The sequence below is a fragment of the Streptomyces sp. NPDC093984 genome (assembly GCF_044764595.1).
In the GTDB taxonomy this organism is placed as follows: Bacteria; Actinomycetota; Actinomycetes; order Streptomycetales; family Streptomycetaceae; genus Streptomyces; species Streptomyces cynarae.
In genome coordinates this window covers 266,300-293,047 of record NZ_JBIWIM010000006.1, presented here as the reverse complement: position 1 = coordinate 293,047, position 26,748 = coordinate 266,300, and the positions used below count along the sequence as shown (strand labels likewise).

Annotated in this window: 22 protein-coding genes; 16 read left to right on the top strand and 6 right to left on the bottom strand. The window is 70.6% G+C overall.

Annotated features, from left to right (window positions below):
* Positions 1-87 precede the first annotated feature (87 nt).
* The gene (locus tag ACIRC0_RS23255; RefSeq protein ID WP_403618557.1) at positions 88-1,581 is read left to right on the top strand and encodes a PucR family transcriptional regulator ligand-binding domain-containing protein; all 1,494 of its coding nucleotides are present in this window, start codon (positions 88-90) and stop codon (positions 1,579-1,581) included.
* A 361-nt stretch (positions 1,582-1,942) separates the two neighbouring features.
* On the top strand, positions 1,943-2,737 hold the full coding sequence (locus ACIRC0_RS23250; RefSeq protein WP_403618554.1) for a phosphatase: 795 nt from the start codon (positions 1,943-1,945) through the stop codon (positions 2,735-2,737).
* A 5-nt stretch (positions 2,738-2,742) separates the two neighbouring features.
* Here the strand turns inward: ACIRC0_RS23250 and tesB are convergent, their stop codons facing one another.
* The 3 genes from tesB to ACIRC0_RS23235 all read right to left on the bottom strand — a co-directional run bounded on the left by tesB (position 2,743) and on the right by ACIRC0_RS23235 (position 5,546).
* Positions 2,743-3,609: an acyl-CoA thioesterase II gene (gene tesB, locus ACIRC0_RS23245; protein ID WP_403618551.1), complete on the bottom strand. Its 867-nt coding sequence runs from the start codon at positions 3,607-3,609 to the stop codon at positions 2,743-2,745.
* Between the two features lie 35 nt (positions 3,610-3,644).
* Positions 3,645-4,802 carry an acyl-CoA dehydrogenase family protein gene (locus ACIRC0_RS23240; protein WP_403619079.1) on the bottom strand — a complete coding sequence of 386 codons (1,158 nt, stop codon included), beginning with the start codon at positions 4,800-4,802 and terminating at the stop codon, positions 3,645-3,647.
* Positions 4,803-4,937: 135 nt separating this feature from the next.
* A complete protein-coding gene (locus tag ACIRC0_RS23235; RefSeq protein ID WP_403618548.1) occupies positions 4,938-5,546 on the bottom strand; it encodes a TetR/AcrR family transcriptional regulator in 609 nt (202 codons plus the stop codon).
* An 86-nt stretch (positions 5,547-5,632) separates the two neighbouring features.
* On the opposite strand from ACIRC0_RS23235, the gene ACIRC0_RS23230 reads away from it, so the two are divergent.
* From ACIRC0_RS23230 to ACIRC0_RS23180, 11 genes are all read left to right on the top strand, one after another.
* Positions 5,633-7,249 (top strand): carboxyl transferase domain-containing protein, encoded by a 1,617-nt coding sequence (locus tag ACIRC0_RS23230; protein WP_403618546.1) that lies wholly within the window; start codon positions 5,633-5,635, stop codon positions 7,247-7,249.
* A gap of 16 nt (positions 7,250-7,265) precedes the next feature.
* Positions 7,266-9,218, top strand: coding sequence for an acetyl-CoA carboxylase biotin carboxylase subunit (locus tag ACIRC0_RS23225; RefSeq protein WP_403618543.1), 1,953 nt, complete (start codon positions 7,266-7,268; stop codon positions 9,216-9,218).
* Positions 9,215-10,153 (top strand): hydroxymethylglutaryl-CoA lyase, encoded by a 939-nt coding sequence (locus ACIRC0_RS23220; protein WP_403618540.1) that lies wholly within the window; start codon positions 9,215-9,217, stop codon positions 10,151-10,153. The genes ACIRC0_RS23225 and ACIRC0_RS23220 overlap by 4 nt, the downstream gene beginning before the upstream one ends.
* Positions 10,154-10,156: 3 nt before the next feature.
* The gene (locus ACIRC0_RS23215) at positions 10,157-11,317 is read left to right on the top strand and encodes an acyl-CoA dehydrogenase family protein (protein WP_403618537.1); all 1,161 of its coding nucleotides are present in this window, start codon (positions 10,157-10,159) and stop codon (positions 11,315-11,317) included.
* A 35-nt stretch (positions 11,318-11,352) separates the two neighbouring features.
* The gene (locus ACIRC0_RS23210; RefSeq protein WP_403618534.1) at positions 11,353-11,964 is read left to right on the top strand and encodes a Uma2 family endonuclease; all 612 of its coding nucleotides are present in this window, start codon (positions 11,353-11,355) and stop codon (positions 11,962-11,964) included.
* A gap of 198 nt (positions 11,965-12,162) precedes the next feature.
* Entirely contained in the window at positions 12,163-13,212 is a 1,050-nt protein-coding gene (locus ACIRC0_RS23205) for an ABC transporter substrate-binding protein (protein ID WP_403618531.1), read from the top strand.
* Positions 13,213-13,258: 46 nt separating this feature from the next.
* Positions 13,259-14,104, top strand: coding sequence for a siderophore-interacting protein (locus ACIRC0_RS23200; RefSeq protein WP_403618528.1), 846 nt, complete (start codon positions 13,259-13,261; stop codon positions 14,102-14,104).
* A 124-nt stretch (positions 14,105-14,228) separates the two neighbouring features.
* Entirely contained in the window at positions 14,229-15,695 is a 1,467-nt protein-coding gene (desA, locus tag ACIRC0_RS23195; protein ID WP_403618525.1) for a lysine decarboxylase DesA, read from the top strand.
* Positions 15,679-16,962, top strand: coding sequence for a lysine N(6)-hydroxylase/L-ornithine N(5)-oxygenase family protein (locus ACIRC0_RS23190; RefSeq protein WP_403618522.1), 1,284 nt, complete (start codon positions 15,679-15,681; stop codon positions 16,960-16,962). The genes desA and ACIRC0_RS23190 overlap by 17 nt, the downstream gene beginning before the upstream one ends.
* The gene (locus ACIRC0_RS23185) at positions 16,959-17,501 is read left to right on the top strand and encodes a GNAT family N-acetyltransferase (protein WP_403618519.1); all 543 of its coding nucleotides are present in this window, start codon (positions 16,959-16,961) and stop codon (positions 17,499-17,501) included. Before ACIRC0_RS23190 ends, ACIRC0_RS23185 begins: the two co-directional genes overlap by 4 nt.
* Positions 17,498-19,270, top strand: coding sequence for an IucA/IucC family protein (locus ACIRC0_RS23180; RefSeq protein WP_403618516.1), 1,773 nt, complete (start codon positions 17,498-17,500; stop codon positions 19,268-19,270). The genes ACIRC0_RS23185 and ACIRC0_RS23180 overlap by 4 nt, the downstream gene beginning before the upstream one ends.
* Before the next feature lie 147 nt (positions 19,271-19,417).
* On the opposite strand, the gene ACIRC0_RS23175 is transcribed toward ACIRC0_RS23180, so the two are convergent.
* Positions 19,418-21,007: a beta-N-acetylhexosaminidase gene (locus tag ACIRC0_RS23175; protein ID WP_403618514.1), complete on the bottom strand. Its 1,590-nt coding sequence runs from the start codon at positions 21,005-21,007 to the stop codon at positions 19,418-19,420.
* 95 nt (positions 21,008-21,102) lie between these two features.
* Between ACIRC0_RS23175 and ACIRC0_RS23170 the strand changes: the two genes are divergently transcribed.
* Positions 21,103-21,981, top strand: a complete 879-nt coding sequence (locus ACIRC0_RS23170; RefSeq protein WP_403618511.1) for a DUF4429 domain-containing protein — start codon at positions 21,103-21,105, stop codon at positions 21,979-21,981.
* 25 nt (positions 21,982-22,006) lie between these two features.
* Here ACIRC0_RS23170 and ACIRC0_RS23165 read toward each other — a convergent pair whose 3' ends face one another.
* Positions 22,007-23,572 (bottom strand): fibronectin type III domain-containing protein, encoded by a 1,566-nt coding sequence (locus ACIRC0_RS23165; protein ID WP_403619077.1) that lies wholly within the window; start codon positions 23,570-23,572, stop codon positions 22,007-22,009.
* Between the two features lie 165 nt (positions 23,573-23,737).
* Here ACIRC0_RS23165 and ACIRC0_RS23160 point away from each other — a divergent pair, with 165 nt between their 5' ends.
* Positions 23,738-23,995 (top strand): hypothetical protein, encoded by a 258-nt coding sequence (locus tag ACIRC0_RS23160; protein ID WP_403618509.1) that lies wholly within the window; start codon positions 23,738-23,740, stop codon positions 23,993-23,995.
* 67 nt (positions 23,996-24,062) lie between these two features.
* Positions 24,063-25,880, top strand: a complete 1,818-nt coding sequence (gene glmS / locus ACIRC0_RS23155; RefSeq protein ID WP_403618506.1) for a glutamine--fructose-6-phosphate transaminase (isomerizing) — start codon at positions 24,063-24,065, stop codon at positions 25,878-25,880.
* 242 nt (positions 25,881-26,122) lie between these two features.
* On the opposite strand, the gene ACIRC0_RS23150 is transcribed toward glmS, so the two are convergent.
* The gene (locus ACIRC0_RS23150) at positions 26,123-26,689 is read right to left on the bottom strand and encodes a GPR1/FUN34/YaaH family transporter (RefSeq protein ID WP_366024694.1); all 567 of its coding nucleotides are present in this window, start codon (positions 26,687-26,689) and stop codon (positions 26,123-26,125) included.
* Between the last annotated feature and the right edge of the window lie 59 nt (positions 26,690-26,748).

Here is a 26,748-nt window from a genome sequence, read left to right as displayed (position 1 = left end):
TCTGGACTGACATTAGGTGGCCGGAAAGCGACTGCGAAGTGTACGTTTCATCCATCTGAACCGCACGGGATGGAGGAACCGTCCATCATGCCGGACACGCCCTCGGCGCCGGCGGTACCGCCGACCCCACCGGTACCGCTCTCCGCCCTGCTGGCCCGGGAGGACCTGGCCCTGCGGCAGATCGCCGGGCCCAGGGACGCCGACACGGCGATCCACTGGGCGCACACCTCGGAGATGGCGGACCCCTACCCGTACCTGCTGGGAGGCGAGCTGCTGCTGACGGCGGGCGTGCACATTCCGGAGGCGGCGGGCTCAGGCACATATTTCGACGACTACGTCTCCCGGATCGTGGCGGCGGGCGGCGCGGCGCTCGGTTTCGGCCTGGCGCCGGTGCACGACACGGTGCCGCGGGCGCTGGTGGCGGCCTGCGACCACTACGGGCTGCCGCTGCTGGAGGTCCCGCCGCAGACGACGTTCTCGGGCGTGGCCCGCGCGGTCTGGCAGCTGATGGCCCAGGCACGGCTGGCGGAACTGCGCCGCGTCACTGAGGCCCAGCAGAGCCTGGCCGCGGCGGCGTCCCGCCCGGACCCGGTGCCGTCGGTGCTGCGGCAGCTGGCGCAGCGGGTGGGCGGCCGGGCGGTGCTGTACGGGCCTGACGGCGCGGAACTGGCGGGGGCGGGGCGTGCACCCGAGGAAGCGGCCCGGGCGCTGGGCGAGCTGGCGGCGGTGGTCCGCCCGGCCGGCCCCGCGGCTCCGACCCCCGCCTCCGCCAGCGACACGGTCGCCGACACCCATCTCGCCGCCTACGCCCTCGGCACCGGGCAGGGCTTCGTGCTCGGGGTGGCGGCAGCGCGACGGGACCCCGGCGACCACACCATCGCCTCCGTCGCGGCGGTGCTCCTCACGCTCCTCACCGGGGAGCACCAGAGCGGGGCGGGTGCGGCCCGCTCCTCGGCGCTCGTACGGCTGCTGCTCGGCACCCCGCCGGAGGCGGTCGCGCCCCTGCTCGGCGGGGACCGGTGGGTGGTGGTGCACGCCCGGCCCACCCGGGACGGACCGGCGCCGGACGCCGTGGCCGCGTCCGCGCTCGGGGCCGCGCTCGGGTCCACGCTGGTCGATCTCGGGGACGGGTTCGTACGGGTCCTGGTCCCGGCCGACCGCGAACCGGCCCCGCAGCCCGGCTGGACCCTGGGCCTCAGCGCCCCCGCCGTCCCGCGCGACTGGGCCGCCGCTGACACCCAGGCCTCCCGCGCCCTGGCCCGCGCCCGCGCGACCCGCACCGCGCTGGTCCGGCACGGCGAGCGCACGGGCCTGGCGGACCTGGTCCCGCCCGCGGAGGCCGAGCTGCACGCCCGCACGCTGCTGGCACCGCTGGCCCAGGGCACCGCCCTCACCGAGACACTGCGCACCTGGCTGTCCCTGCACGGCAGTTGGGACCGCACGGCGGTCGCCCTGTCGGTCCACCGCAACACGGTCCGGCAACGGATCGCGCGGTGCGCGGCATTGCTGGGGGTCGACCTGGACGACGCGGACGTACGGATGGAGCTGTGGTTCGCACTGAAGCAGGGCCTGACGGACTGACGGGGAACAAACCTCTACTGCAGCTGACGCGGCACGGCACTCGCCCCGACGGCCACCGTCCCGATAACGCCACACCCGGCGCCACGCCGCTGACGCAGCACGAGCCCCCTGCGCCGACACGGCACCCGCACGCACCCGCCACCCGACCGGCCACGCCCGCCCATAGGGCACAGCTCACCCGACCGAGCCGGGTGGGCGGGTGGGCCAACACCCCGACGGCCACCAGGGCCACGGAGTGACGCCCATCCCACGGCACATAAACACCGGCAGCCCGAGCGGAGCGCCCCGGCAGGGAGTGACGCACATCCCACGGAACGAAACACCGGCGGCCCGAGCGGAGCGCCCCGGCAGAATGGTGGACATGCCGATACCCGGGATCCCCAGCCGTGCCGAGCTCCTCGTCCACCTCGTCCGGACCCGCATCGCGGGCGAGGTCGCCACGCCCCGCGAGAACAACCTCTCCCACTACCGCAAGCTCGCGAACGGCGACCGGAACTTCTGGCTCGGCCTGGAGCTCGGCGACCGCTGGACCGACGAACAGGACGTCCTCGCGGTCATGGCGGAGCGCTGCGGCGTCAACGACGACCCCGAGTACCGCTACGGCCAGGACACCATCGACCCGGAACTGACGGTCGACGCACTGGAACGGCTCGCGGCCCGCCTGCGCAAGGCCGCCGCCGGCGGGCAGCGCGTACTGTTCGCCACGGGCCACCCCGGCGGCCTCCTCGACGTGCACCGCGCCACCGCCGCCGCCCTGCGCGCCGCCGGCTGCGAGATCGTCGTGATCCCGGACGGGCTGCGGACGGACGAGGGGTACGTCATGCAGTTCGCGGACGTGGCCGTCCTGGAGCACGGCGCCACCCTGTGGCACACGCACTCGGGCGAGCCGATGCGGGCGATCCTGAAGGGCCTGGAGGCCGAGGGACGCCCCCTGCCCGACCTGGTCGTCGCCGACCACGGCTGGGCGGGCTGCGCGGGACAGCTCGGCATCGACTCCGTCGGGTACGCCGACTGCAACGACCCGGCGCTCTTCATCGCGGAGGCCGAGGGCACCGTCCAGGTGACGGTCCCCCTCGACGACCACGTCACGAGCCCCCGCCACTACGACCCGCTGACGGCGTACCTGCTGCACGCGGCGGGCCTGACGGAGGACTGAGCGGGTCAGCGGGGGACGCGGACCACGCCCTCCTGGATCACCGTGATCGCCAGCCGCCCGTCCTGGGTGTGGATACGGGCCTGGCCCAGCCCGCGTCCCCCGGAGGCCGACGGCGACTCCTGGTCGTACAGCAGCCATTCGTCGGCCCGGAACGGCCGGTGGAACCACATGGCGTGGTCCAGGGAGGCCCCGACCACGTCACCGACGGCCCAGCCGCCGCGCCCGTGCGCGAGCAGCACGGAGTCGAGGAGCGTCATGTCGGAGACGTAGGTGGCGAGGACGACGTGCAGCAGGGGGTCGTCGTCGAGCTTGCCGTTGGTGCGGAACCACACCTGGGAGTGCGGCTCGCGCGGCTCCCCGAACCTGCCGTACGGCGGCTCGTCGACGTAGCGCAGGTCGACGGCCTCGCGGGCCTCCAGGAACCGTTCCACGACCTCGGGGGCGAGGTGGTCGTAGCCGCGCAGCCGCTCCTGGGAGGTGGGCAGCGTGGCGGGATCGGGCGCGGGCGGCATCGGCGCCTGGTGCTCCAGGCCCTCCTCGTAGGTCTGGAACGACGCGGAGAGGTGGAAGATCGGCTGCCCGTGCTGGACGGCCACGACCCGGCGCGTGGTGAACGAACGCCCGTCGCGGATGCGGTCGACGGTGTACACGATGGGCGCGCCGGGGTCCCCGGGGCGCAGGAAGTACGCGTGCAGGGAGTGCGCGTGCCGTTCCTCGGGGACGGTGCGCCCCGCGGCGACCAGTGCCTGGGCCGCGACCTGCCCGCCGAAGACGCGCGGGACCACGGCGGACCGGGACTGGCCGCGGAAGATGTCCTGCTCGATCCGCTCCAGGTCGAGCAGATCGAGCAGGGACTGAAGTGCCTGACTCATGACGTCAGTTGTATCGGGCACTCTTTTCGGGGACCTTACAGACCCATGTCCTTGGCGATGATCGTCTTCATGATCTCGCTGGTGCCGCCGTAGATGCGGTTGACGCGGTTGTCGGCGTACAGACGGGCGATCGGGTACTCGTTCATGTAGCCGTAGCCGCCGTGCAGCTGGAGGCAGCGGTCGATGACGCGGTGGGCGACCTCGGTGCAGAACAGCTTGGCGGAGGCGGCCTCGGCGGGGGTCAGCTCGCCGGCGTCCAGGGCTTCCAGCGCGCGGTCGGCGACGGCCTCCGCCGCGTCCACCTCGGCCTGGCAGGCGGCCAGCTCGAACTTGGTGTTCTGGAAGTGGGCGACCGGCTTGCCGAAGACGGTGCGCTCCTGCACGTACTGCTTGGCGAACCGGACGGCGGCCTTGGCCTGCGCGTAGGCGCCGAAGGCGATGCCCCAGCGCTCGGAGGCCAGGTTGTGCCCGAGGTAGTGGAAGCCCTTGTTCTCCTCGCCGAGCAGGTCCTCGGTCGGCACCTTGACGTCGACGAAGGCCAGCTCGGCGGTGTCGGAGGTGCGCAGGCCCAGCTTGTCCAGCTTGCGGCCGATGGAGTAGCCCTCGGACTTGGTCTCCACGGCGAACAGGGATATGCCGAAGCGGCGGTCGTCCTCGCGCGGGGCCGCCGTGCGGGCGCAGACGATGACGCGGTCGGCGTGGACGCCGCCCGTGATGAACGTCTTGGCGCCGTTGAGGACGTAGTGCGTGCCGTCCTCGGAGAGCCTGGCGGTGGTCTTCATGCCCGCGAGGTCGGAGCCGGTGCCCGGCTCGGTCATCGCGATGGCCCACATCTCCTCGCCGGTGACGAACTTCGGCAGGTAGCGCTTCTTCTGCTCGTCGGTGGCGAGCATCTTGATGTACGGCAGGGCCAGCAGGACGTGCACTCCGGAGCCGCCGAACTGCACGCCCGCGCGCGCGGTCTCCTCGTAGAGGACGGCCTCGAACTTGTGGGTGTCCAGGCCCGCGCCGCCGAACTCCTCGGGCACGCTGATGCCGAAGATGCCCAGCTCGCCGAGCTTGTAGTAGAAGTCGCGCGGCGCCTGGCCGGCGGCGAACCACTCGTCGTACACCGGTACGACCTCGGCCTCGATGAAGGCGCGCAGGGTCTCCCGGAACGCCTCGTGGTCCTCGTTGAACACAGTACGGCGCACCGCCGCCACCTCCAGCTGGATACTTCCGGCCATGTCTAAGCGCTTGCTCAGACATCACCGTACCGGCGAGTACGGACGGCAGTCCAGAGCCACCCAGCCGTAACGCTCGTCACGCTTGCGGAGCAGGACCCCGGCTCATCCCCCGCCCGCCGCCGCGAACGCCCCCCGCGCCATCCGGTGCAGCAGCTCCGCCGTCGTCCCCCGCCCCGGCAGGGAACCCGGCCGCCCCAGGTGCGGGGTCGAGTTGAGCAGGCCGAAGACCGAGTGCACCGCCGAGCGGGCGGCCGGCTCCGCCAGGCCCGGGTACACCTCCCGCAGCACCTCCACCCACAGCTCCACGTACTGCCGCTGCAGCTGGCGCACCAGCTTGCGGTCGGTGTCCCGGAGGCGGTCCAGCTCGCGGTCGTGCAGGGTGATCAGGGGACGGTCGTCGAGCGCGAAGTCGATGTGCCCCTCGATCAGCGAGTCGAGGACCGCCTCCGGGTTCCGCCCGTCGGGACCCCCGTCGGCCTCGGCGACCCGCCGCCTGGCCCCGGTCAGCAGCTGCCCGCTGATCCCCACGAGCAGCTCGGCGAGCATGGCGTCCTTGCCCGCGAAGTGCCGGTACAGACCGGGTCCGCTGATGCCGACCGCGGCCCCTATCTCGTCGACCCCGACGCCGTGGAAGCCGCGTTCGGCGAACAGCCGCGCGGCCTCCTTGAGGATCTGCTCGCGACGGGTGGGGGCGTCGGTTCTCGTGGCCATGAAAACAATTCTAGACAGGGAGGTTAGCGGTCGTTAACCTGAAGGAAATGCGTTAACGCTCATTAACAAGGTGAGGGGACCGCAGGATGCAGGAGGCACCGGAGCTGACGAGCGCGGCAGACCCCGCGTCGGAGGCCTGGCGGGCCAACGAGGCGGCGCACCGCGCGCTGGTGGAGGAGTTGCACGCCAAGCTGGCCGTGGCCCGGCTGGGCGGCGGCGAGAAGGCCCGCGCGCGTCACACCGCGCGCGGCAAGCTGCTGCCGCGCGACCGGGTGGACACTCTGCTGGACCCGGGCTCGCCCTTCCTGGAGCTGGCCCCGCTGGCCGCCGAGGGGATGTACGACGGGCAGGCGCCGGCCGCCGGGGTGATCGCCGGGATCGGGCGGGTCAGCGGCCGAGAGTGCGTGATCGTCGCCAACGACGCCACCGTCAAGGGCGGCACGTACTACCCGATGACGGTGAAGAAGCACCTGCGGGCGCAGGAGGTGGCCCTCGACAACCGCCTGCCGTGCGTCTATCTCGTCGACTCCGGCGGCGCCTTCCTCCCCATGCAGGACGAGGTCTTCCCCGACCGCGAGCACTTCGGGCGGATCTTCTACAACCAGGCGCGGATGTCCGGCGCCGGCATCCCGCAGATCGCGGCCGTCCTCGGCTCCTGCACGGCGGGCGGGGCGTACGTCCCGGCGATGAGCGACGAGGCAGTAATCGTGCGCAACCAGGGCACGATCTTCCTGGGCGGACCGCCCCTGGTGAAGGCGGCCACGGGCGAGGTCGTCACCGCCGAGGAGCTCGGCGGCGGCGAGGTCCACGCGCGTGTGTCCGGTGTGACGGACCACCTGGCGGAGGACGACGCGCACGCGCTGCGGATCGTGCGGAACATCGTCGCCACGCTTCCCGCGCGCGGGACGCTGCCCTGGGAGGTCGTCCCGCCGGTCGAGCCGAAGGTGGATCCGTACGGGCTGTACGGGGCGGTGCCGGTCGACTCCCGCACCCCCTACGACGTCCGCGAGGTCATCGCGCGCGTGGTGGACGGCTCCCGCTTCGCCGAGTTCAAGGCGGAGTTCGGGCAGACCCTGGTCACCGGCTTCGCCCGGATCCACGGCCACCCGGTGGGGATCGTCGCCAACAACGGCATCCTGTTCTCCGAGTCCGCCCAGAAGGGCGCCCACTTCATCGAGCTGTGCGACCAGCGCGGTATCCCGCTGGTGTTCCTGCAGAACATCTCCGGCTTCATGGTGGGCCGCGACTACGAGGCGGGCGGCATCGCCAAGCACGGCGCCAAGATGGTCACGGCGGTCGCCTGCACGCGCGTACCGAAGCTCACGGTGGTGATCGGCGGGTCCTTCGGCGCGGGCAACTACTCGATGTGCGGCCGGGCCTATTCACCGCGCTTCCTGTGGATGTGGCCGAACGCCAAGATCTCGGTGATGGGCGGCGAGCAGGCCGCGTCGGTCCTCGCGACCGTCAAGCGCGACCAGCTGGAGGCCCGCGGGGAGTCCTGGGCGGCGGAGGAAGAGGAGGCCTTCAAGGCCCCGATCCGCGACCAGTACGAGCGCCAGGGCAACGCCTACTACGCCACGGCCCGCCTGTGGGACGACGGCGTGATCGACCCGCTTCAGACCCGCCAGGTGCTGGGCCTGGCCCTGACCGCGTGCGCCAACGCGCCCCTGGGTGAACCCCAGTTCGGCGTCTTCCGGATGTGAGGGGGGCTTGACGACCATGTTCGAGACAGTGCTTGTGGCCAACCGGGGCGAGATCGCCGTCCGCGTCATCCGCACGCTGCGGTCGATGGGCGTGCGCTCGGTGGCCGTCTTCTCCGACGCCGACGCCGACGCCCGGCACGTCCGCGAGGCCGACACCGCGGTACGGATCGGACCGGCCCCGGCGGCCGAGAGCTATCTGTCGGTGGAGCGCCTGCTGGAGGCCGCCGCCAGGACCGGAGCCCAGGCGGTGCACCCCGGGTACGGCTTCCTCGCGGAGAACGCGACGTTCGCGCGTGCGTGCGCCGAGGCGGGGCTCGTGTTCATCGGGCCGCCTGCGGACGCGATCGCGCTCATGGGCGACAAGATCCGGGCCAAGGAGACGGTGCGGGCGGCCGGAGTGCCGGTCGTACCGGGGTCGAACGGCAGCGGGCTGACGGACGCGGAGCTGGCCGAGGCCGCCCGCGAGATCGGCATGCCGGTGCTGCTCAAGCCCAGCGCGGGCGGTGGCGGCAAGGGCATGCGGCTGGTGCGGGAGGCGTCGGCGCTGGCCGACGAGATCGCCGCCGCCCGCCGCGAGGCCCGCGCGGCCTTCGGCGACGACACGCTCCTGGTCGAACGGTGGATCGACCGCCCCCGCCATATCGAGATCCAGGTCCTGGCGGACGGCCACGGGAACGTGGTGCACCTGGGCGAGCGCGAGTGCTCCCTCCAGCGTCGCCATCAGAAGATCATCGAGGAGGCGCCGAGCGTGCTCATCGACGAGGCCACGCGCGCGGCGATGGGCGAGGCGGCGGTCCAGGCGGCCCGCTCCTGCGGCTACGAGGGCGCGGGCACGGTGGAGTTCATCGTGCCGGGCGGCGACCCGTCCTCGTACTTCTTCATGGAGATGAACACCCGCCTCCAGGTGGAGCACCCGGTGACCGAGCTGATCACCGGCCTGGACCTGGTCGAGTGCCAGCTACGGGTGGCGGCGGGCGAGCCTCTGTCCTTCAAGCAGGACGACATCACCCTCACGGGGCATGCGATCGAGGCCCGTATCTGCGCGGAGGACCCCGCCCGGGGCTTCCTCCCGTCGGGCGGCACGGTGCTGAGGCTGCACGAGCCGCAGGGCGACGGAATCCGCACCGACTCCGGCCTGTCCGAGGGCACGGAGGTCGGCAGCCTGTACGACCCGATGCTGTCGAAGGTCGTCGCCTACGGCCCGGACCGCGCGACCGCGCTGCGCAAGCTCCGCACGGCCCTCGCGCAGACGGTCACGCTGGGAGTGCAGACCAACGCCGGTTTCCTGCGCCGCCTGCTGGCCCATCCGGCGGTCGCGGCGGGTGAGCTGGACACGGGGCTGGTGGAGCGCGAGGTCGACTCCCTGATCCCGACAGAGGTGCCGGAGGAGGTCTACGAGGCCGCCGCCGCCGTACGTCTGGACGCGCTGACGCCGCGCGGGGAGGGCTGGATCGACCCGTTCTCCGTGCCGAGCGGCTGGCGGCTCGGGGGCGAACCGAAACCGGTCGCCTTCCCGCTGCGGGTGCACGAGCCGGTGCAGTACACGCCCCGGGGCACCCACACGGTCACCGAGGACCACGTGTCCGTCGTCCTGGACGGCGTACGCCACACCTTCCACCGCGCCCGCGACTGGCTGGGCCGCGACGGCGACGCCTGGCACGTGCGCGACCACGACCCGGTCGCCGCGTCCCTCACCGGCGCCGCCCGCTCCGGCACCGACTCGCTGACCGCGCCCATGCCCGGCACGGTGACGGTGGTCAAGGTGGCCGTCGGCGACGAGGTGACGGCCGGGCAGAGCCTGCTGGTGGTGGAGGCGATGAAGATGGAGCACGTCATCTCCGCCCCGCACGCCGGCACCGTCACCGAGCTGGACGTCTCCCCCGGCACCACGGTCGCCATGGACCAGGTGCTGGCCGTGATCGCGGCGCACGAGGAAGGCCCCGAGGACGACACGGAGGCGGAGCGATGACCGTTCGTGAACTGCCCATGGTCGTGCCGGTGCAGGACCTCCCCGCCCGGGTGAGGATCCACGAGGTCGGCCCGCGCGACGGCCTGCAGAACGAGAAGCGCACGGTACCGACGGAGGTGAAGGCGGACTTCATCCGCCGTCTCGCGGACGCGGGCCTGACGACGATCGAGGCGACGAGCTTCGTGCACCCGAAGTGGGTGCCCCAGCTCGCCGACGCGGAGGAACTGTTCCCGCTGGTCGGCGAACTGCCCGTCGAGCTCCCGGTCCTCGTCCCGAACGAACGCGGCCTGGAGCGCGCACTCGCGCTGGGCGCCCGCCGGATCGCCGTCTTCGCCAGCGCCACCGAGTCCTTCGCGAAGGCCAACCTCAACCGCACGGTGGACGAGGCGCTGGCGATGTTCGAACCGGTGGTCGCGCGCGCGAAAGCGCAGAAGGTGCACGTCCGCGGCTATCTGTCGATGTGCTTCGGGGACCCCTGGGAGGGTCCGGTCCCCATCCACCAGGTGGTCCGCGTCTGCAAGGCCCTCATGGACATGGGCTGCGACGAGCTCAGCCTGGGCGACACGATCGGGGTGGCGACCCCGGGCCATGTCCAGGCCCTCCTCTCCCAGCTGAACGAGGAGGGCGTGCCGACCAGCGCGATCGGCGTGCACTTCCACGACACCTACGGCCAGGCGCTCGCCAACACCCTGGCAGCGCTCCAGCACGGGGTGACGACCGTCGACGCCTCCGCGGGCGGCCTCGGCGGCTGCCCCTACGCCAAGTCCGCGACCGGCAACCTCGCCACCGAAGACCTCGTCTGGATGCTTCAGGGCCTCGGCGTCGACACCGGGGTCGACCTCGGCCGGCTCACCGCCACAAGCGTGTGGATGGCCGCACACCTGGACCGGCCGAGCCCCTCCCGCACCGTCCGAGCCCTCTCCCACAAGGAGTGACCCATGGACCACCACCTCTCCCCCGAGCTGGAGGAACTCCGGCGCACCGTCGAGGAGTTCGCGCACGACGTCGTGGCGCCCAAGATCGGCGACTTCTACGAGCGGCACGAGTTCCCGTACGAGATCGTCCGCGAGATGGGCCGGATGGGCCTGTTCGGGCTGCCGTTCCCGGAGGAGTACGGCGGCATGGGCGGCGACTACCTGGCGCTGGGCATCGCGCTGGAGGAACTGGCCCGAGTGGACTCCTCGGTCGCCATCACGCTGGAAGCCGGGGTCTCCCTCGGCGCGATGCCGATCTACCGCTTCGGCACGGAAGCCCAGAAGCAGAAGTGGCTCCCACGCCTGTGTTCGGGCGAGATCCTGGGCGCGTTCGGCCTGACGGAGCCGGACGCCGGCTCGGACGCGGGCGGGACCCGTACGACGGCCCGCCTGGACCCGGCGACGAACGAGTGGGTGATCAACGGCACCAAGTGCTTCATCACCAACTCGGGTACGGACATCACGGGCCTGGTCACCGTCACGGCGGTCACCGCCCGCACGGAGGACGGCCGCCCGAAGATCTCCTCGATCATCGTCCCGTCCGGCACGCCCGGGTTCACGGTCGCGGCCCCCTACTCGAAGGTCGGTTGGAACGCCTCCGACACCCGGGAGCTGTCCTTCGCGGACGTCCGTGTCCCCGCGGAGAACCTCCTGGGCGAGGAAGGCCGGGGCTACGCCCAGTTCCTGCGCATCCTGGACGAGGGCCGTGTCGCGATCGCGGCCCTGGCGACGGGCCTGGCGCAGGGCTGTGTGGACGAGTCGGTGAAGTACGCGAAGGAACGTCACGCCTTCGGCCGCCCGATCGGCGCCAACCAGGCGATCCAGTTCAAGATCGCCGACATGGAGATGAAGGCCCACACGGCCCGCCTGGCCTGGCGCGACGCCGCGTCCCGCCTGGTCTCCGGCGAACCCTTCAAGAAGGAGGCGGCCCTGGCGAAGCTCCACTCCTCCACGGTCGCGGTGGACAACGCCCGCGACGCCACCCAGATCCACGGCGGCTACGGCTTCATGAACGAGTACCCGGTGGCCCGTATGTGGCGCGACTCGAAGATCCTGGAGATCGGGGAGGGCACGAGCGAGGTGCAGCGGATGCTGATCGCCCGGGAGCTGGGACTGGCGGGCTGAGCTGCCCGGAGGGGGAGCATCAGTACGCTTGGAGCATGGAGTACGCGAAGATGCGCGCGATCGCCGAGGAGCTGACGGCGTACGCGGAGCACCTGGAGGGGGCCTGGAACGTCGAGATCGGCCCGTCCGGCCCCTTCCTGGCCATGATGAGCCCCTCGAAGCGGCACGAGGGGACGATCCGCCGCATCTGCAAGCAGCTGGACGAGCAGCTCCTCACCACCCACCCCGGCTACATCTGCGCGAACGGCCCCGAGATCGAGCACCCGGCGATCGGCCGTATGCGACGACCGGACGCCGTCGTCATCCCGGAGCACGTCCTCGACGAGGAAGGCCTCGCCGTGGACGCGACACAGGTACTGGCCGTCGTCGAGATCGTCTCGCCGTCCAACCCGGACAACGACTACGGCGAGAAACTCACCGAGTACCCGGCGATGGGCATCGCCCATTACATGATCGTCGATCCCCGGACGGGCACCATCGAGGTCCATTCGGAACCATGCAAGGACCGCTACACCCGCAAGGAGCCCTACATCTACGGAGACCCGGTACCGTTCGGCCCCTGGACCGTGGACACTTCAGCCTTCCGCCGATACGGCAAGGCCGGAAACGGCGAGAGCACCGCTGACGACGGGTCATCGACTGTTTGACGACCCTCCGAGGAGCACAACCCCGACGGACACCGTGATCAGCGGGCCGTCGGGGTCTTTTTGTCCCCGTACGCACGCGGCACCGTCTCCATGACGGTTGCCCGGGACCCGCCCGGCCCTCTGGACAGGACATGAGGTTAGGCTAACCTAACCATGATCCGGTCAGTCGCCCCGTACGCACGAAAGCAGACCACACCCATGTCCAAAGCCCCCGCCACCCGTCTCACCCGCCGCGGCATCCTCACCGCCGGCGGCGCCCTCGGTCTCGGAGCCGTGCTCGCGGCCTGCGGGGACGAGAAGGCGAAAAGCGGCGGCCCGGGCAGCGGCGCCGCGGCCGGCAAGTCCGGTCCCTGGTCGTTCAAGGACGACCGCGGGCAGACCGCCAAGGCCGACAAGGTGCCGTCGAGCATCGTCGCGTTCGTCGGTGTCGCCGCCGCGCTGCACGACTACGGCGTCGATGTGAAGGGCGTCTTCGGCCCGACCAGGACCAAGGACGGCAAGGCCGACGTCCAGGCCGGCGACCTCGACGTCGACAAGGTCACCGTCCTCGGCAACGAATGGGGCCAGTTCAACATCGAGAAGTACGCGGCCCTCGCCCCGGACCTCCTCGTCACCACCATGTTCGACGGCGCCGGGACGCTCTGGTACGTGCCCGAGGAGTCCAAGAAGAAGATCCTCGCCGTGGGCGCCCCGAGCGTCGGGATCTCCGTCTACGACCGCCAGATGCCCGAGCCCCTGCAGCGGATGCTGGAACTCGCCAAGTCGCTCGGCGCGGACACCGCCTCCGCGAAGACCGCCCAGGCGAAGAAGCGGTTCGAGGACGCCGCCGCCCGGCTGCGCGCCGCCGCCAAGGCCAAGCCCGGCATCAAGGTGCTGGCGGGCTCCGCGAGCCAGGACGTCTTCTACGTCTCCGGAACCAACCTCTCGATCGACCTGGAGTACTTCAAGGCCCTCGGCGTGAACTTCGTCGAGCCGCCCGCCTCCGCGCTGAAGGCGAGCGGAGGCTGGTTCGAGAACCTCAGCTGGGAGAACGTCGACAAGTACAAGGCCGACGTCATCATGATGGACAACCGCACCTCGGCCATCCAGCCCGCCGACATCACCGAGGCGACCTGGAAGAAGCTCCCCGCGGTCAAGGCGGGCCAGGTCATCGCCCGCAACCCCGAGCCCATCCTGTCGTACGACAAGTGCGCCCCGCTGCTCGAGGACCTCGCCAAGGCGATCGAGACGGCGAAGAAGGTCAGCTGAACCACCCCTCCCCCGCCCCTTCCCTGACGACGGCTCAGGAGTACTCATGACGACGGCCGTAGCCGCCCCGTTCCGTTTCTTCTCCCTTCAGGTCGTACGGACGAGGCGGCTCGGCCCGTCCCTGGTCCGGGTCACCTTCGCCGGAGACGACCTGAACGCCTTCCGCTCCGACGGACGCGACCAGAGCCTGTCCCTGTTCCTGCCGCACCCCGGTCAGCCGGAGCCCGTCATCCCCCTTCACCTCGGCGACGACTGGTGGCACGGCTGGCGCGAACTCCCGGACGACGTACGGGCGGTGATGCGCTCGTACACGCTGCGCGCCCTGCGCCGCGACCCCGACGAGATCGACATCGACTTCGTGCTGCACGGCATCGAGCCGGCCGCCACGGCACCCGCCGGCCCCGCCTCCCGCTGGGCCTCCCGGGCCGCCCCCGGTGACCGGGTCGTCCTCCTCGGTCCGGCCGTCGAGGACAACCGCGCGATCCGCTTCCGTCCGCCCGAGGACACCGACCTGGTGGTGGTCTGGGCCGACGAGACCGCCGTACCCGCCGCCTCCGCGATCCTCGAGTCGCTGCCCCCGGGCACGCGCGCCCAGGTCTGGCTGGAGGTCGGGCAGGCCGGTGACATCCAGGACCTGGTGACTCGGGCGGACGCCGAGATCACCTGGCTCGTACGCGACGGCGAGAGGTCCCCCATGACTCTCGCCGCACTGCGGGACGCCGAACTCCCGCCCGCGAGGGCCCCGTACGTGTGGATCGCGGGCGAGGCCGGCCGGGTGAGGGAGCTGCGCCGGCACTTCGTCGGTGAGCGCGGTGTCGACCGGCGGCGTGTCACCTTCGTCGGCTACTGGCGGCACGGGCTGAGCGAGGAGCAGGTGCGCGAGCAGCAGTGACGGCGGTCACGACGGGGCGGAGTTTCCCTAGATCGAACTTAGGTTAGGCTAACCTAAGTTCCGATGGCGGAGACGACTTCGCCCCTCTGCTGTCCCGCCCGGACTCCCCCACCGGAGGACCCACATGCGCTCGCACCTGCTCAATGACCTCACCGCGGAGCACTACCGCCGCTCCGTGACCGAAGGAGTGGAGCGGGTGGCCGACCGACTCGCCACCACCGACCGTCCGTTCACCGGCGTCACGGTCGACGCCCTCGCCCCCCGCATCGACGGGATCGACCTGGACCGCCCGCTGCACGACACCACCGCGGCCCTGGACGAGCTGGAGGAGCTCTACCTCCGCGACGCGGTCTACTTCCACCACCCCCGCTACCTCGCCCACCTCAACTGCCCGGTCGTCATCCCGGCCGTGCTCGGCGAGGCCGTCCTGTCCGCCGTCAACTCCTCCCTCGACACCTGGGACCAGTCGGCGGGCGGCACCCTGATCGAGCGCAGGCTCATCGACTGGACCGCCGAGCGGATCGGCCTCGGCCCGGCCGCCGACGGCGTGTTCACCTCCGGCGGCACCCAGTCCAACCTCCAGGCCCTGCTGCTGGCCCGCGAGGAGGCCAAGCCGGGGCGGGCAGGGTGGGGAGCACCGGACACGCTCGCCAGACTGCGCATCCTCACCTCCGAGGCCAGCCACTTCAGCGTCAGGAAGTCCGCGAAACTCCTCGGCCTCGGCCCCGAGTCCGTCGTCGCCGTCCCCGTCGGGCACGACCGGCGCATGCAGACCGTCGCCCTCGCCCACGAGCTGGAGCGCTGCACCCGGGACGGTCTGATCCCGATGGCCGTCGTCGCCACCGCCGGCACCACCGATTTCGGCTCCATCGACCCCCTGCCCGAGATCGCCGAGCTGTGCGGCCAGTACGGCACCTGGATGCACGTGGACGCGGCCTACGGCTGCGGACTGCTGGTCTCCCCCCGCCGCCGCGGCCTCCTCGACGGCATCGAACGCGCCGACTCGGTCACCGTCGACTACCACAAGTCCTTCTTCCAGCCGGTGAGTTCGTCGGCCGTCCTGGTCCGCGACGCCGCCACGCTGCGGCACGCCACCTACCACGCGGAGTACCTCAACCCGCACAGCGCGGTGCGGGAACGCATCCCCAACCAGGTCGACAAGTCGCTGCAGACCACCCGCCGCTTCGACGCCCTCAAGCTGTGGATGACGCTGCGCGTGATGGGCGCCGACGGCATCGGACAGCTCTTCGACGAGGTCTGCGACCTGGCGGCCGAGGGCTGGAAGCTGCTCGCCGCCGACCCGCGCTACGACGTCGTCGTCGAACCGCAGCTGTCCACGCTCGTCTTCCGCTACATCCCCTCCGCCGTCACGGACCCGGCCGACATCGACCGCGCCAACCTGCACGCCCGCAAGGCCCTGTTCGCCTCCGGTGACGCGGTCGTGGCGGGCACCAAGGTCGCCGGCCGCCACTACCTGAAGTTCACCCTGCTCAACCCCGAGACCACGGTGGACGACATCGCCACCGTCCTCGATCTGATCGCCGACCACGCCGAGCAGTACCTGGGAGAGTCCCTTGACCGCGCGTCCTGAAGCCACCGGGAAGACGTACGACTTCGTCGGAATCGGGCTCGGCCCCTTCAACCTCGGCCTCGCCTGCCTCACCGAGCCGATCGACGGCCTCGACGGCGTCTTCTTGGAGTCGAAGCCCACCTTCGAGTGGCACTCGGGGATGTTCCTTCAGGGCGCCCACCTCCAGACCCCGTTCCTGTCGGACCTGGTCACCCTGGCCGACCCCACCTCCCCGTACTCCTTCCTCAACTACCTGAAGGAGCGGGGCAGGCTGTACTCGTTCTACATCCGCGAGAACTTCTACCCCCTGCGCGTCGAGTACGACGACTACTGCCGCTGGGCCGCCGAGAAGCTCTCCGGCGTCCGCTTCAACACGACGGTGACCGAGGTGACGTACGCGGACCAGGACGAGGTGTACGTCGTACGGACACAGGACGGCGGCACCTACCGCGCCCGGCACCTGGTCCTCGGCACCGGCACCCCTCCCCACATCCCGGAGCCCTGCCGCGGTCTCGGCGGTGACGTCATCCACAACTCCCGCTACCTGGACCACAGGCACCGGCTCCAGGCCAAGGAGTCGATCACCCTGGTCGGCAGCGGCCAGTCCGCCGCGGAGATCTACCGCGACCTGCTCGGGGAGATCGACGTCCACGGCTACCGGCTCAACTGGGTGACCCGCTCCCCGCGCTTCTTCCCCCTGGAGTACACCAAGCTCACGCTGGAGATGACCTCCCCCGAGTACATCGACTACTTCCACGCGCTGCCCGAGCGGACCCGCTACCGCCTCACAGAACAGCAGAAGGGCCTGTTCAAGGGCATCGACAGCGACCTGATCAACGAGATCTTCGACCTGCTGTACCAGAAGAACCTCGACGGCCCGGTCCCGACCCGCCTGCTCACCAACTCGGCGCTGACGAGGGCCACGTACGAGGACGGCACCTACACCCTCACCTTCCGCCAGGAGGAGCAGGAGAAGGACTACGAGCTGCGCTCCCAGGCCCTGATCCTCGCCACCGGATACAAGTACATCGAACCCGAGTTCCTCAGGCCCGTCCGCGACCGTCTGCGCTACGACCGGCACGGCAACTTCGACGTGGCCCGCAACTACGCGATCGACGTCACCGGCCGGGGCGTGTTCCTGCAGAACGCCGGCGTCCACACCCACTCGATCACCTCACCCGACCTGGGCATGGGCGCCTACCGGAACGCGTACATCATCCGGGAGCTGCTCGGCACCGAGTACTACCCCGTCGAGAAGACCATCGCCTTCCAGGAGTTCGCGGTATGAGCACCGTCGACATCGGCACCTTCACCCTCCGCCCCGTCGACCCGGGCCGGGACGCCGAGCTGCTGCACGCCTGGGTCACGCACCCCAAGGCGGCCTTCTGGATGATGCAGGACGCCACGGTCGGCGACGTGGAGCGCGCCTACCGGGAGATCGCGGCCGACGAGCACCACCACGCGCTCCTCGGGCTGCACGACGGCGAACCCGCCTTCCTGATGGAGAGGTACGACCCGGCCCACCGGGAGCTGGCCGGGCTGTACGAGCCGGAGCCGGGCGACGTCGGCATGCACTTCCTGGTGGCCCCGACCGACACGCCCCTGCACGGGTTCACCCGGGCCGTCATCACCGCCGTGATGCGGCACCTGTTCGAGGACCCCGCCACACGGCGGGTCGTCGTCGAGCCCGATGTGCGCAACACGGCCGTGCACGCCCTGAACGAGGCGGTCGGGTTCGTGCCCGAACGCGAGATCGAGAAGCCCGAGAAGAAGGCCCTGTTGAGTTTCTGCACCCGTGAGCGGTTCGAGAAGGCGGTGGCGGCATGACCCTCGCCGACGCCGTGGCCCATCTGTCCCCCGAGCGCTGGGAGAAGGCGGGCCGTCTCCTGATCCGCAAGGCGCTCGCCGAGTTCGCCCATGAGCGGCTGATCACCCCCGAGCGGGAGGAGGACGGCCGGTACGCCGTCCGCAGCGACGACGGGCTCACCCACTACCGCTTCACGGCCACCCTGCGCGCCCTCGACCACTGGCAGGTGGATGCCGACTCGATCACTCGTCACCGCGACGGCACCGAGCTGCCGCTCGCCGCAGCGGACTTCTTCATCGAGCTCAGGCGGTCGCTGGGCCTGAGCGACGACATCCTGCCCGTCTATCTGGAGGAGATCTCCTCCACCGTCTCCGGCATCTGCTACAAGCTCGCCAAGCCGCAGGTCACGTCGGCGGAACTGGCCCGCTCCGGGTTCCAGGCGATCGAGACGGGGATGACGGAGGGCCACCCCTGCTTCGTCGCCAACAACGGGCGGCTCGGCTTCGGCATCCACGAGTACCTGTCGTACGCGCCCGAGACCGCGAGCCCGGTGCGGCTGGTGTGGCTGGCGGCGCACCGCTCACGGGCGGCGTTCACGGCGGGGGTCGGTCTCGAGTACGAGTCGTTCATCCGGCAGGAGCTGGGTGCCGAGACCGCCGAGCGGTTCCACGGCATCCTGCGCGACCAGGGCCTGGACCCGGCCGACTACCTCCTCATACCCGTCCACCCCTGGCAGTGGTGGAACAAGCTCACCGTCACCTTCGCCGCCGAGGTCGCCCGCCGGAACCTGGTGTGCCTCGGTGAGGGCGACGACGAGTACCTGGCGCAGCAGTCCATACGGACCTTCTTCAACACCTCGCACCCGGAGAAGCACTACGTCAAAACCGCCCTGTCCGTGCTCAACATGGGCTTCATGCGTGGGCTGTCGGCCGCGTACATGGAGGCCACCCCGGCGATCAACGACTGGCTGGCCCGGCTGATCGAGAACGACCCGGTGCTGAAGTCGACGGGCCTGACGATCACCCGGGAGCGCGCGGCCGTCGGTTACCGCCACCTGGAGTACGAGGCCGCCACCGACCGCTACTCCCCGTACCGGAAGATGCTCGCGGCCCTGTGGCGGGAGAGCCCGGTGCCCTCACTCCAGGACGGCGAGACCCTGGCCACCATGGCGTCCCTCGCCCATGTCGACCACGAGGGCGCGTCCTTCGCGGGGGCGCTGATCGAGCGCTCGGGGCTCCCGCCGAGGGAGTGGCTGCGGCACTATCTGCGGGCCTACCTCACCCCGCTGCTGCACAGCTTCTACGCCTACGACCTGGTGTTCATGCCGCACGGCGAGAACGTCATCCTCGTCCTGAAGGACGGCGTCGTACAGCGCGCGATCTTCAAGGACATAGCGGAGGAGATCGCGGTCATGGACCCGGAGGCGGTGCTGCCGCCGGAGGTGGCGCGGATCCGCGTGGAGGTCCCGGAGGACAAGAAGCTCCTGTCGGTCTTCACGGACGTCTTCGACTGCTTCTTCCGCTTCGTCGCGGCGCACCTCGCCACCGAGGGGATCCTCGAGGAGGAGGACTTCTGGCGCACGGTCGCGGAGGTCGCCCACGAGTACCAGGACGCGAACCCGCAGCTCGCCGAAAGGTTCCGCCAGTACGACCTGTTCGCCCCGGAGTTCGCCCTGTCCTGCCTCAACCGGCTGCAACTGCGGAACAACAAGCAGATGGTGGACTTGGCGGACCCGTCGGGGGCGCTGCAACTGGCCGGGACCCTGAAGAACCCGATCGCGGGCCTGTAGTCCGCGGTGGCAGACGGGCGGGCACCCCGGTGTACGGTCCACCGGGGTGCCCGTCGGCCTTTCGGCTCGGTTCGGTCAGTTTCGGCCGTTTCAGCCGGTTCGGCTCGGTTCGGCCGGTTCGCCTCGGTTCGGCCGGTTCGCCTCGGTTCAGCGCGTCGGCCAGGGGATCTGAGGCGAGCGGTAGTAGGCGATGCCGAGGGCGTCCCAGCGTGGTGCCTGGGCCGCGAGCCGCACCCGGTAGGTGTCCCAGTCGTGCTTGGCCGCCGGTGACCAGCCCAGTTCGGCGGCGCCCGGCAGCCTCGGGAAGGTCATCCAGTCGATGTCGTGGTCCGTGACGATCGTCTCGGTCCACAGCGGTGCCTCGACTCCGGCGATCGCGGAGGCGGGCGCGCCGGGGAGGTAGGCGCCCGGGTCCCAGTCGTAGGAGCGGCGCACCTCGACCAGCCCGGCCCAGTCCTGCCCGAGCGGTGTGTCGGCGGTGTACTTCATGTCGAGGTAGATCCGGTCGGCCGGGGACAGGATCAGCCGGGTGCCGTTGCGCGCGGCCTCGGCGACCTGGGCCTTCTCGGCGGCGCTGGTGCTGTCGAGCCCCCAGTACTGTGCGAGCGCGCCCTTGACCGGGTGCGCCCCGGTCAGCTGGTGCCAGCCGATCACCGTCTTGCCGTACCGCTCGGCGATCGGCTGCACGCGGTCCATGAACTTCACGTAGTCGTCGTGGCTGGTGGAGTGCGCCTCGTCACCGCCGATGTGGAGGTAGCGGCCCGGTGTGAGGGCGGCGAGTTCACGGATGACGTCGTCCACGAAGTCGTACGTCACCTGCTTGCGCACGCACAGCGAGCTGAAGCCGACGTCGGTGCCGGTGTACAGCGGGGGTGCCGTGCCGTCGCAGTTCAGGTCCGCGTAGGAGGCGAGGGCGGCGTTGGTGTGGCCGGGCATGTCGATCTCGGGGACGACCTCGACGTAGCGCGACGCGGCGTAGCGGACGATCTCCTGGTAGTCGGCCTTGGTGTAGTAGCCGCCCTGGCCGCCGCCGACCTCGGTCGAGCCTCCGTAGGTCGCCAGGCGGGGCCAGGAGTCGATGGCGATGCGCCAGCCCTGGTCGTCGCTCAGGTGCAGGTGCAGAGCGTTGCCCTTGTAGAGGGCCAGGGCGTCGACGAAGCGCTTGACCTGGGCGACGCTGAAGAAGTGCCGGGCGACGTCGAGCATCGCGCCGCGGTAGGCGTAGCGCGGGGTGTCCGTGACGGTGCCCCCCGCGACCGGCCAGGGGCCGTGCTGCACGGTCTTCTTCTCCACGGCCGCGGGCAGGAGCTGACGCAGCGTCTGCACGCCGTGGAAGAGGCCGGCGGGCTCGCGGGCGGTGAGGGTGACGCCTCGGGGGCCGCTGTCGAGGCGGTAGCCCTCGGCGCCGTACGGGCCGTCCTGGAGCCGGAGGCGGATGCCGCCGGTGCCGTGCGTGGTGACCGGCAGCCGGTAGCCGGTCGAGGGCCGCAGGACGTCGGCGAGGTAGCCGCCGATGCGGCGGACCGGGCCGGAGTCGTCCACGCGGATGCGGGTGGCGGGGGTGATCTGGTACGGAGCTCCGCCGGGGTGGACCGAGGCGGGCGCCGGGACCACCCGGTCGAGGGGGGTGGCGGTGCGGGCGGCCGGGGCGGGTGCCGCGGCGGTGACGGACAGCCCCGCCGCCGCGACGAGCAGCAGGGTGCCGAGGAGGCGGGGCGTTCTGTGGTGCTGTGTCACATGCGCTCCCTTCCACGAGGTGCCACGGGCCGGTCGGCTCCGGCCCCGATGGGTATAGACCACTCTCTCGCGAACGGGGTGGAACAATCCCCGGCATGGCGGAAATCATCCAGAAGGACGGTACGTGGAGTTTCGACGGTGACGCCTTACGGTTGACCCCGGGTCGTGACAAGAGCGTCGGGCTGTTCCGTCGCACGTTGGGTGAACTGACCGTTCCGCTCGAGGCGTTGGCGGGCATCTCGTTCGAGCAGGGGAAGAAGGCCGGACGGCTCAGGCTGCGGCTGCGCGACGGCGCCTGTCCCCTGCTGCAGGCGACCGGCCGCAGGCTGAAGGACTCCGACGACCCGTACCAGCTGACCGTCGAGTCCGACCGCTACGGCGTCGCCGAGTACGTGGCGGACGAGGTGCGGGACGCGCTGGCGCTGGCCCAGGTGCCCACCGAGCCGGTCGACCGCTATCTGCTGCCCGGCCCCTCCGTCCCGCTGTCCGTGTCGGCCGGGGACGGCACGGCGAGCTTCGACGGCGAGCAGGTACGCCTGGAGTGGAACTGGAAGACGGAGGACGCGAAGCAGGCCGCGGGCGCGCGCACACTGCCGGTCGCCGACATCACCGCCGTGGAGTGGCAGCCGGCGGTCGGTCTGGAGAACGGCTGCCTCCGCTTCACCGTGCGCGGAGCGGCGACCAAGGCTCCGCCGAAGTACGACCCCAACTCGGTGGAGCTGCGGGGCTTCAGGAAGGACCCGCTGATGGCGCTCGTCGCGGCGGCCGTCCAGGCCCGGCTGCCGCACCCGGCGGCGCCCTTGGACGCCGTACCACTGCTGAAGGAGCTGTCCGCGTCCGCGCGGGATGCCGCGGAGAACGAGCACGACGCCCTGTTGCGGCGGCTGCGGGAGCTGGGCGAGCTGCACCGCGAAGGGGTGCTCACCGACGAGGAGTTCGCGATGGCCAAACAGGCGGTCCTCAAGAGGATGTGAGGACCGCCTGCTCGTCGAGGTCTCGCTACTTAGCCCGGCGCGCCACCGTGAAGTGGTCGATGCGGTCACCGGTCTCGGCGATGCCCGAGACCTTCAGCTTGGCGTAGTGGCCGCTCGACGCGGGCTCGACGTCCACGCGCAGGAACGAGTAGTTGAGGTAGCGCACCCGGGACCAGGCGACGGTCTCGTTGACCTTGCCGTCCTTGGTGTTGATGAACGAGGCCACGGAGTCCCGCTCGTTCAGGTGCCCCTCGTAGGAGTCCGGCGCGGAGAACGCGTACAGGCTGCGGCCCGCCGCGCCCGCCGTCACGTAGACGACACCCTCGGTCTCGGGGTACGCCGTCTCGCCGATCGGCAGCTTCTTGGCGACCGTGTTGCCCTTGATGACGTCGGTGCGCTCGTACTGGTGGTTGTGGCCGTTGATGACCAGGTCCACGGTGTACTTCTCGAACAGCGGCACCCACTCCTGTCGCACGCCCCCCTCCGAGGCGTGCGCCGTGGAGGTGCAGTACGCGCAGTGGTGGAAGAACACGATGATGAAGTCGACGTCCTTCGAAGCGCGGTACTTCTTCAGCTGCGCCTCGAACCACGTGGTCTGGGTGCCGCCGGAGATGCCGAGGTTGGCCGGGATCTCGAAGGAGACGTCGTTCGGGTCCAGCGAGATGATCGCCGTGTTGCCGTAGACGAAGGAGTACACGCCCGGCAGGTTCTTCTTGTCCGGCCCATTGTCGGGGAGCGTGAAGCGGGCCTCCTCGCCGCCGTAGCCGTTGGGCGAGTACCAGGCCTCCATGTCGTGGTTGCCGTAGGAGACCATCCACGGCACGGACTTGGCGACCGACTCGGTCTGGGCGAGGAACTGGTCCCACACCCGCGAGACGAAGCCGGTGTCGGCGGTCTTGCCGGCGCCGGACGGGTCGGCGTAGGCGATGTCGCCGGCGTGCAGGTGGAAGACCGGGTCCTGGCCGAGGATCAGGCTGTCGTTGGCCAGGCCGTGGTAGCTGACGCCCTGGTCGCCGAAGGCCGTGAAGGTGAACGGCTCCTTGTGCGCGGGGGCGGTGGTGAAGGTGCCGAGGGTGCCGAGCAGGTGGCGCTCGGCCGGGTCGAAGCCCTCGTGGCCGACGCCGTAGTAGTACGTCCTGCCGGGGCGCAGGTGGGTGAGCTTGGCGTGCAGGTAGTACTGGGTGTGGTCGCCGCTCGCGCCGACGCCCGCCGGGGTGTGGAGGGTGCGGACCTCGGCGGGGATCTTGCGGGACAGGTCCCAGGGGTGGGCGCCGATCCGGATGAACGGGTTCTTCACGGCGACCGGGACCTGCCAGGAGACGGTGATCTCGGTGCGCGGGTCGTTGCCGAAGGCGAGGTGGCGCCCGAAGGGGGCGACGAGGGCGCCGTCGACGCTCTCGACGGCGGGGGCGGTGCTCTGGGTCGGGACGGCGGCCTGGGCGGTGGCACCCGGTACGAATGCGCCACCGGCGACGGCGCCCAGGGTGACGGCTCCGCCTCTGATCATCGTGCGCCGGGAGAATCTCGCGCGCAGGTACTCGTGCTGCTCCGCCATGCTCATGCGGGCCGCGAGCTTCTCCGGTACTCCCATACGAGGTATGTCCATGTGGCCAGAACTTCCTCCACACAATCAACGTGGCGCAGGACACAGGATGGACAGCCGTCGAACGGGACCCCATAAGAACTTCAACAGGCATCTGCCCGAAATCGGGCACGATTCTTGCGATTCCGGCGCTCTTACCTCAGGATCTACCGGGTGCACGACGAACTTGTTGATCACCTGACGCGAACCACGCCCCTGAACCGGGGCGAGGCGCTGCGCGTGGTCCAGGACGTGCTCGCCTACTTCGACGAGACGACCGAGGAGTTCGTCCGTCGCCGCCACCGCGAACTGCAGGGCCATGGGCTGGTGAACGCGTCGATCTTCGAACGGATCGAGGCGGACCTGAAGTATCGCGCGGTGGCACCGCCCGAGCTCACGCTCCGGCAACTGCGGCGCATCGTCTACGGCTGAGTCCACAGGGCCGAGCCACGGACGACCGCCCCATCCAGACGGGGTCAAAAGGGACTTAAGGAAACATATGTGCGGAATCGTCGGATACATCGGTAAGCGCGATGTGGCCCCGCTCCTGCTGGAGGGTCTGCAGCGGCTGGAGTACCGCGGCTACGACTCGGCGGGCATCGTCATCACCTCGCCGAAGTCGGCGGGCCTGAGGATGGTCAAGGCCAAGGGCCGGGTCCGCGACCTGGAGGCCAAGGTCCCCGCGCGCTTCAAGGGCACCACCGGCATCGCCCACACCCGCTGGGCCACCCACGGCGCCCCCTCCGACGTCAACGCGCACCCGCACCTGTCGGCCGACAACAAGGTCGCCGTCGTCCACAACGGCATCATCGACAACGCCTCCGAGCTGAGGAAGAAGCTGGAGGCGGACGGCGTCGAGTTCCTCTCCGAGACCGACACCGAGGTCCTCACCCACCTCATCGCCCGCTCCCAGGCCGAGACGCTGGAGGAGAAGGTCCGCCAGGCGCTGCGGCTGGTGGAGGGCACGTACGGCATCGCCGTGATGCACGCCGACTTCCCGGACCGGATCGTGGTGGCCCGCAACGGCTCCCCCGTCGTGCTCGGCATCGGCGAGAAGGAGATGTTCGTCGCCTCCGACGTCGCCGCCCTCGTCGCCCACACCCGCCAGATAGTGACGCTGGACGACGGCGAGATGGCGACGCTGAAGGCCGACGACTTCCGCACCTACACCACCGAGGGCACCCGTACGACGGCCGAGCCGACCACCGTGGAGTGGGAGGCCGAGTCGTACGACATGGGCGGCCACGACACCTACATGCACAAGGAGATCCACGAGCAGGCCGACGCCGTGGACCGGGTGCTGCGCGGCCGCATCGACGACCGGTTCTCCACCGTGCACCTGGGCGGCCTGAACCTGGACGCCCGCGAGGCGCGGCAGATCCGCCGTGTGAAGATCCTCGGCTGCGGCACCTCGTACCACGCGGGCATGATCGGCGCCCAGATGATCGAGGAGCTGGCCCGTATCCCGGCCGACGCCGAGCCCGCCTCGGAGTTCCGCTACCGCAACGCCGTCGTGGACCCCGACACGCTGTACGTGGCGGTGTCGCAGTCCGGTGAGACGTACGACGTGCTGGCGGCCGTGCAGGAGCTGAAGCGCAAGGGCGCGCGGGTGCTGGGCATCGTCAACGTGGTCGGCTCGGCGATCGCGCGTGAGGCGGACGGCGGCATGTACGTCCACGCGGGGCCCGAGGTGTGCGTGGTGTCCACCAAGTGCTTCACGAACACGACGGTGGCCTTCGCGCTGCTGGCACTGCACCTGGGCCGCACCCGCGACCTGTCCGTCCGCGACGGCAAGCGGATCATCGAGGGCCTGCGGAAGCTGCCGGAGCAGATCTCCGAGATCCTGAAGCAGGAGGAGGAGATCAAGAAGCTGGCGGAGCAGTTCGCGGACGCCCGTTCGATGCTGTTCATCGGGCGCGTGCGCGGCTACCCGGTGGCCCGTGAGGCCTCGCTGAAGCTGAAGGAGGTCTCCTACATCCACGCCGAGGCCTACCCGGCCTCCGAGCTGAAGCACGGTCCGCTGGCGCTGATCGAGCCGGCCCTGCCGACGGTCGCGATCGTGCCGGACGACGACCTGCTGGAGAAGAACCGCGCGGCCATGGAGGAGATCAAGGCCCGCAGCGGCAAGATCCTCGCGGTGGCGCACCAGGAGCAGGAGAAGGCGGACCACACGGTCGTGGTGCCGAAGAACGAGGACGAGCTGGACCCGATCCTGATGGGCATTCCGCTCCAACTCCTCGCCTACCACACGGCCTTGGCGCTGGGCCGGGACATCGACAAGCCGCGGAACCTGGCGAAGTCCGTGACGGTCGAGTAGTCGCGAACGACTCCCTGCCGACGTGCAGCCGGTCGACCGGCCTCCTGCCGACCGACTGCCTGCCGACCGGCTGCACGTCAGCCGACTGCCTGCGGCCCAACTGCCCGCCGACCGGCTGCCTGCGGCCCAACTGCCTCCCGGCAGGCCGGGCCTGAGCGTCAGCAACCCCCTGTGTGCCACCACCACAGGGGGTTGCTCCTTCAGGGGGCCGGGGCCGCCCATACCCCGGCCCGGTCGCTGCCTCAGCCGGCGGCCGTCACCCCCCGGCCGGCAGCGCGTCGCGGAAGGGTGGTGGGCCAGTGGGCGAGGGCCGCGGTCGCCGCGTACCAGGCCACCGCTCCCGCCGCCACGGCGAACCAGCCGCCGACCTTGCCGAGCGCGTCGTTGCCTGCGAGGCGGCCGATGGCGAGCAGCAGCAGCGAGACGAAGAACAGCCCGTAGGTGCCCTGGTCGAGCAGGCCGCCGGACGCTCCGAGCGCCAGGCTCAGGGTGACCAGGGCGAACAGCAGGAGGAAGAGTCCGGCGGCGTGGTCGGACATCTGGTTGCCGGCCGTGACGGCCCAGGTGAACCACAGGGCGCCGAGCGCCGAGAAGGCGGTGCCCGTGGCGGTGTCACGGTCGCGGAAGGCGAGCAGGCCGGCGACGAACAGGGCCACGCCGCCGACATAGTGGGCCAGTGACACGGCGTCGGCCGTCGTCACGCCGTCGATGACCTTGGTGGATCCGAGCCCGAAGGCCAGCAGCGTGACGCCGAGCGCCAGCCGGCCGACGATGGTGGTGGTGCCTCCCGCAGAGACGTCGTTGTCCACGGCGGGCTCCCTTCTTGTCCTGCGTGTACGGTGCGCGGTGACCGATATATGCCCTTCAC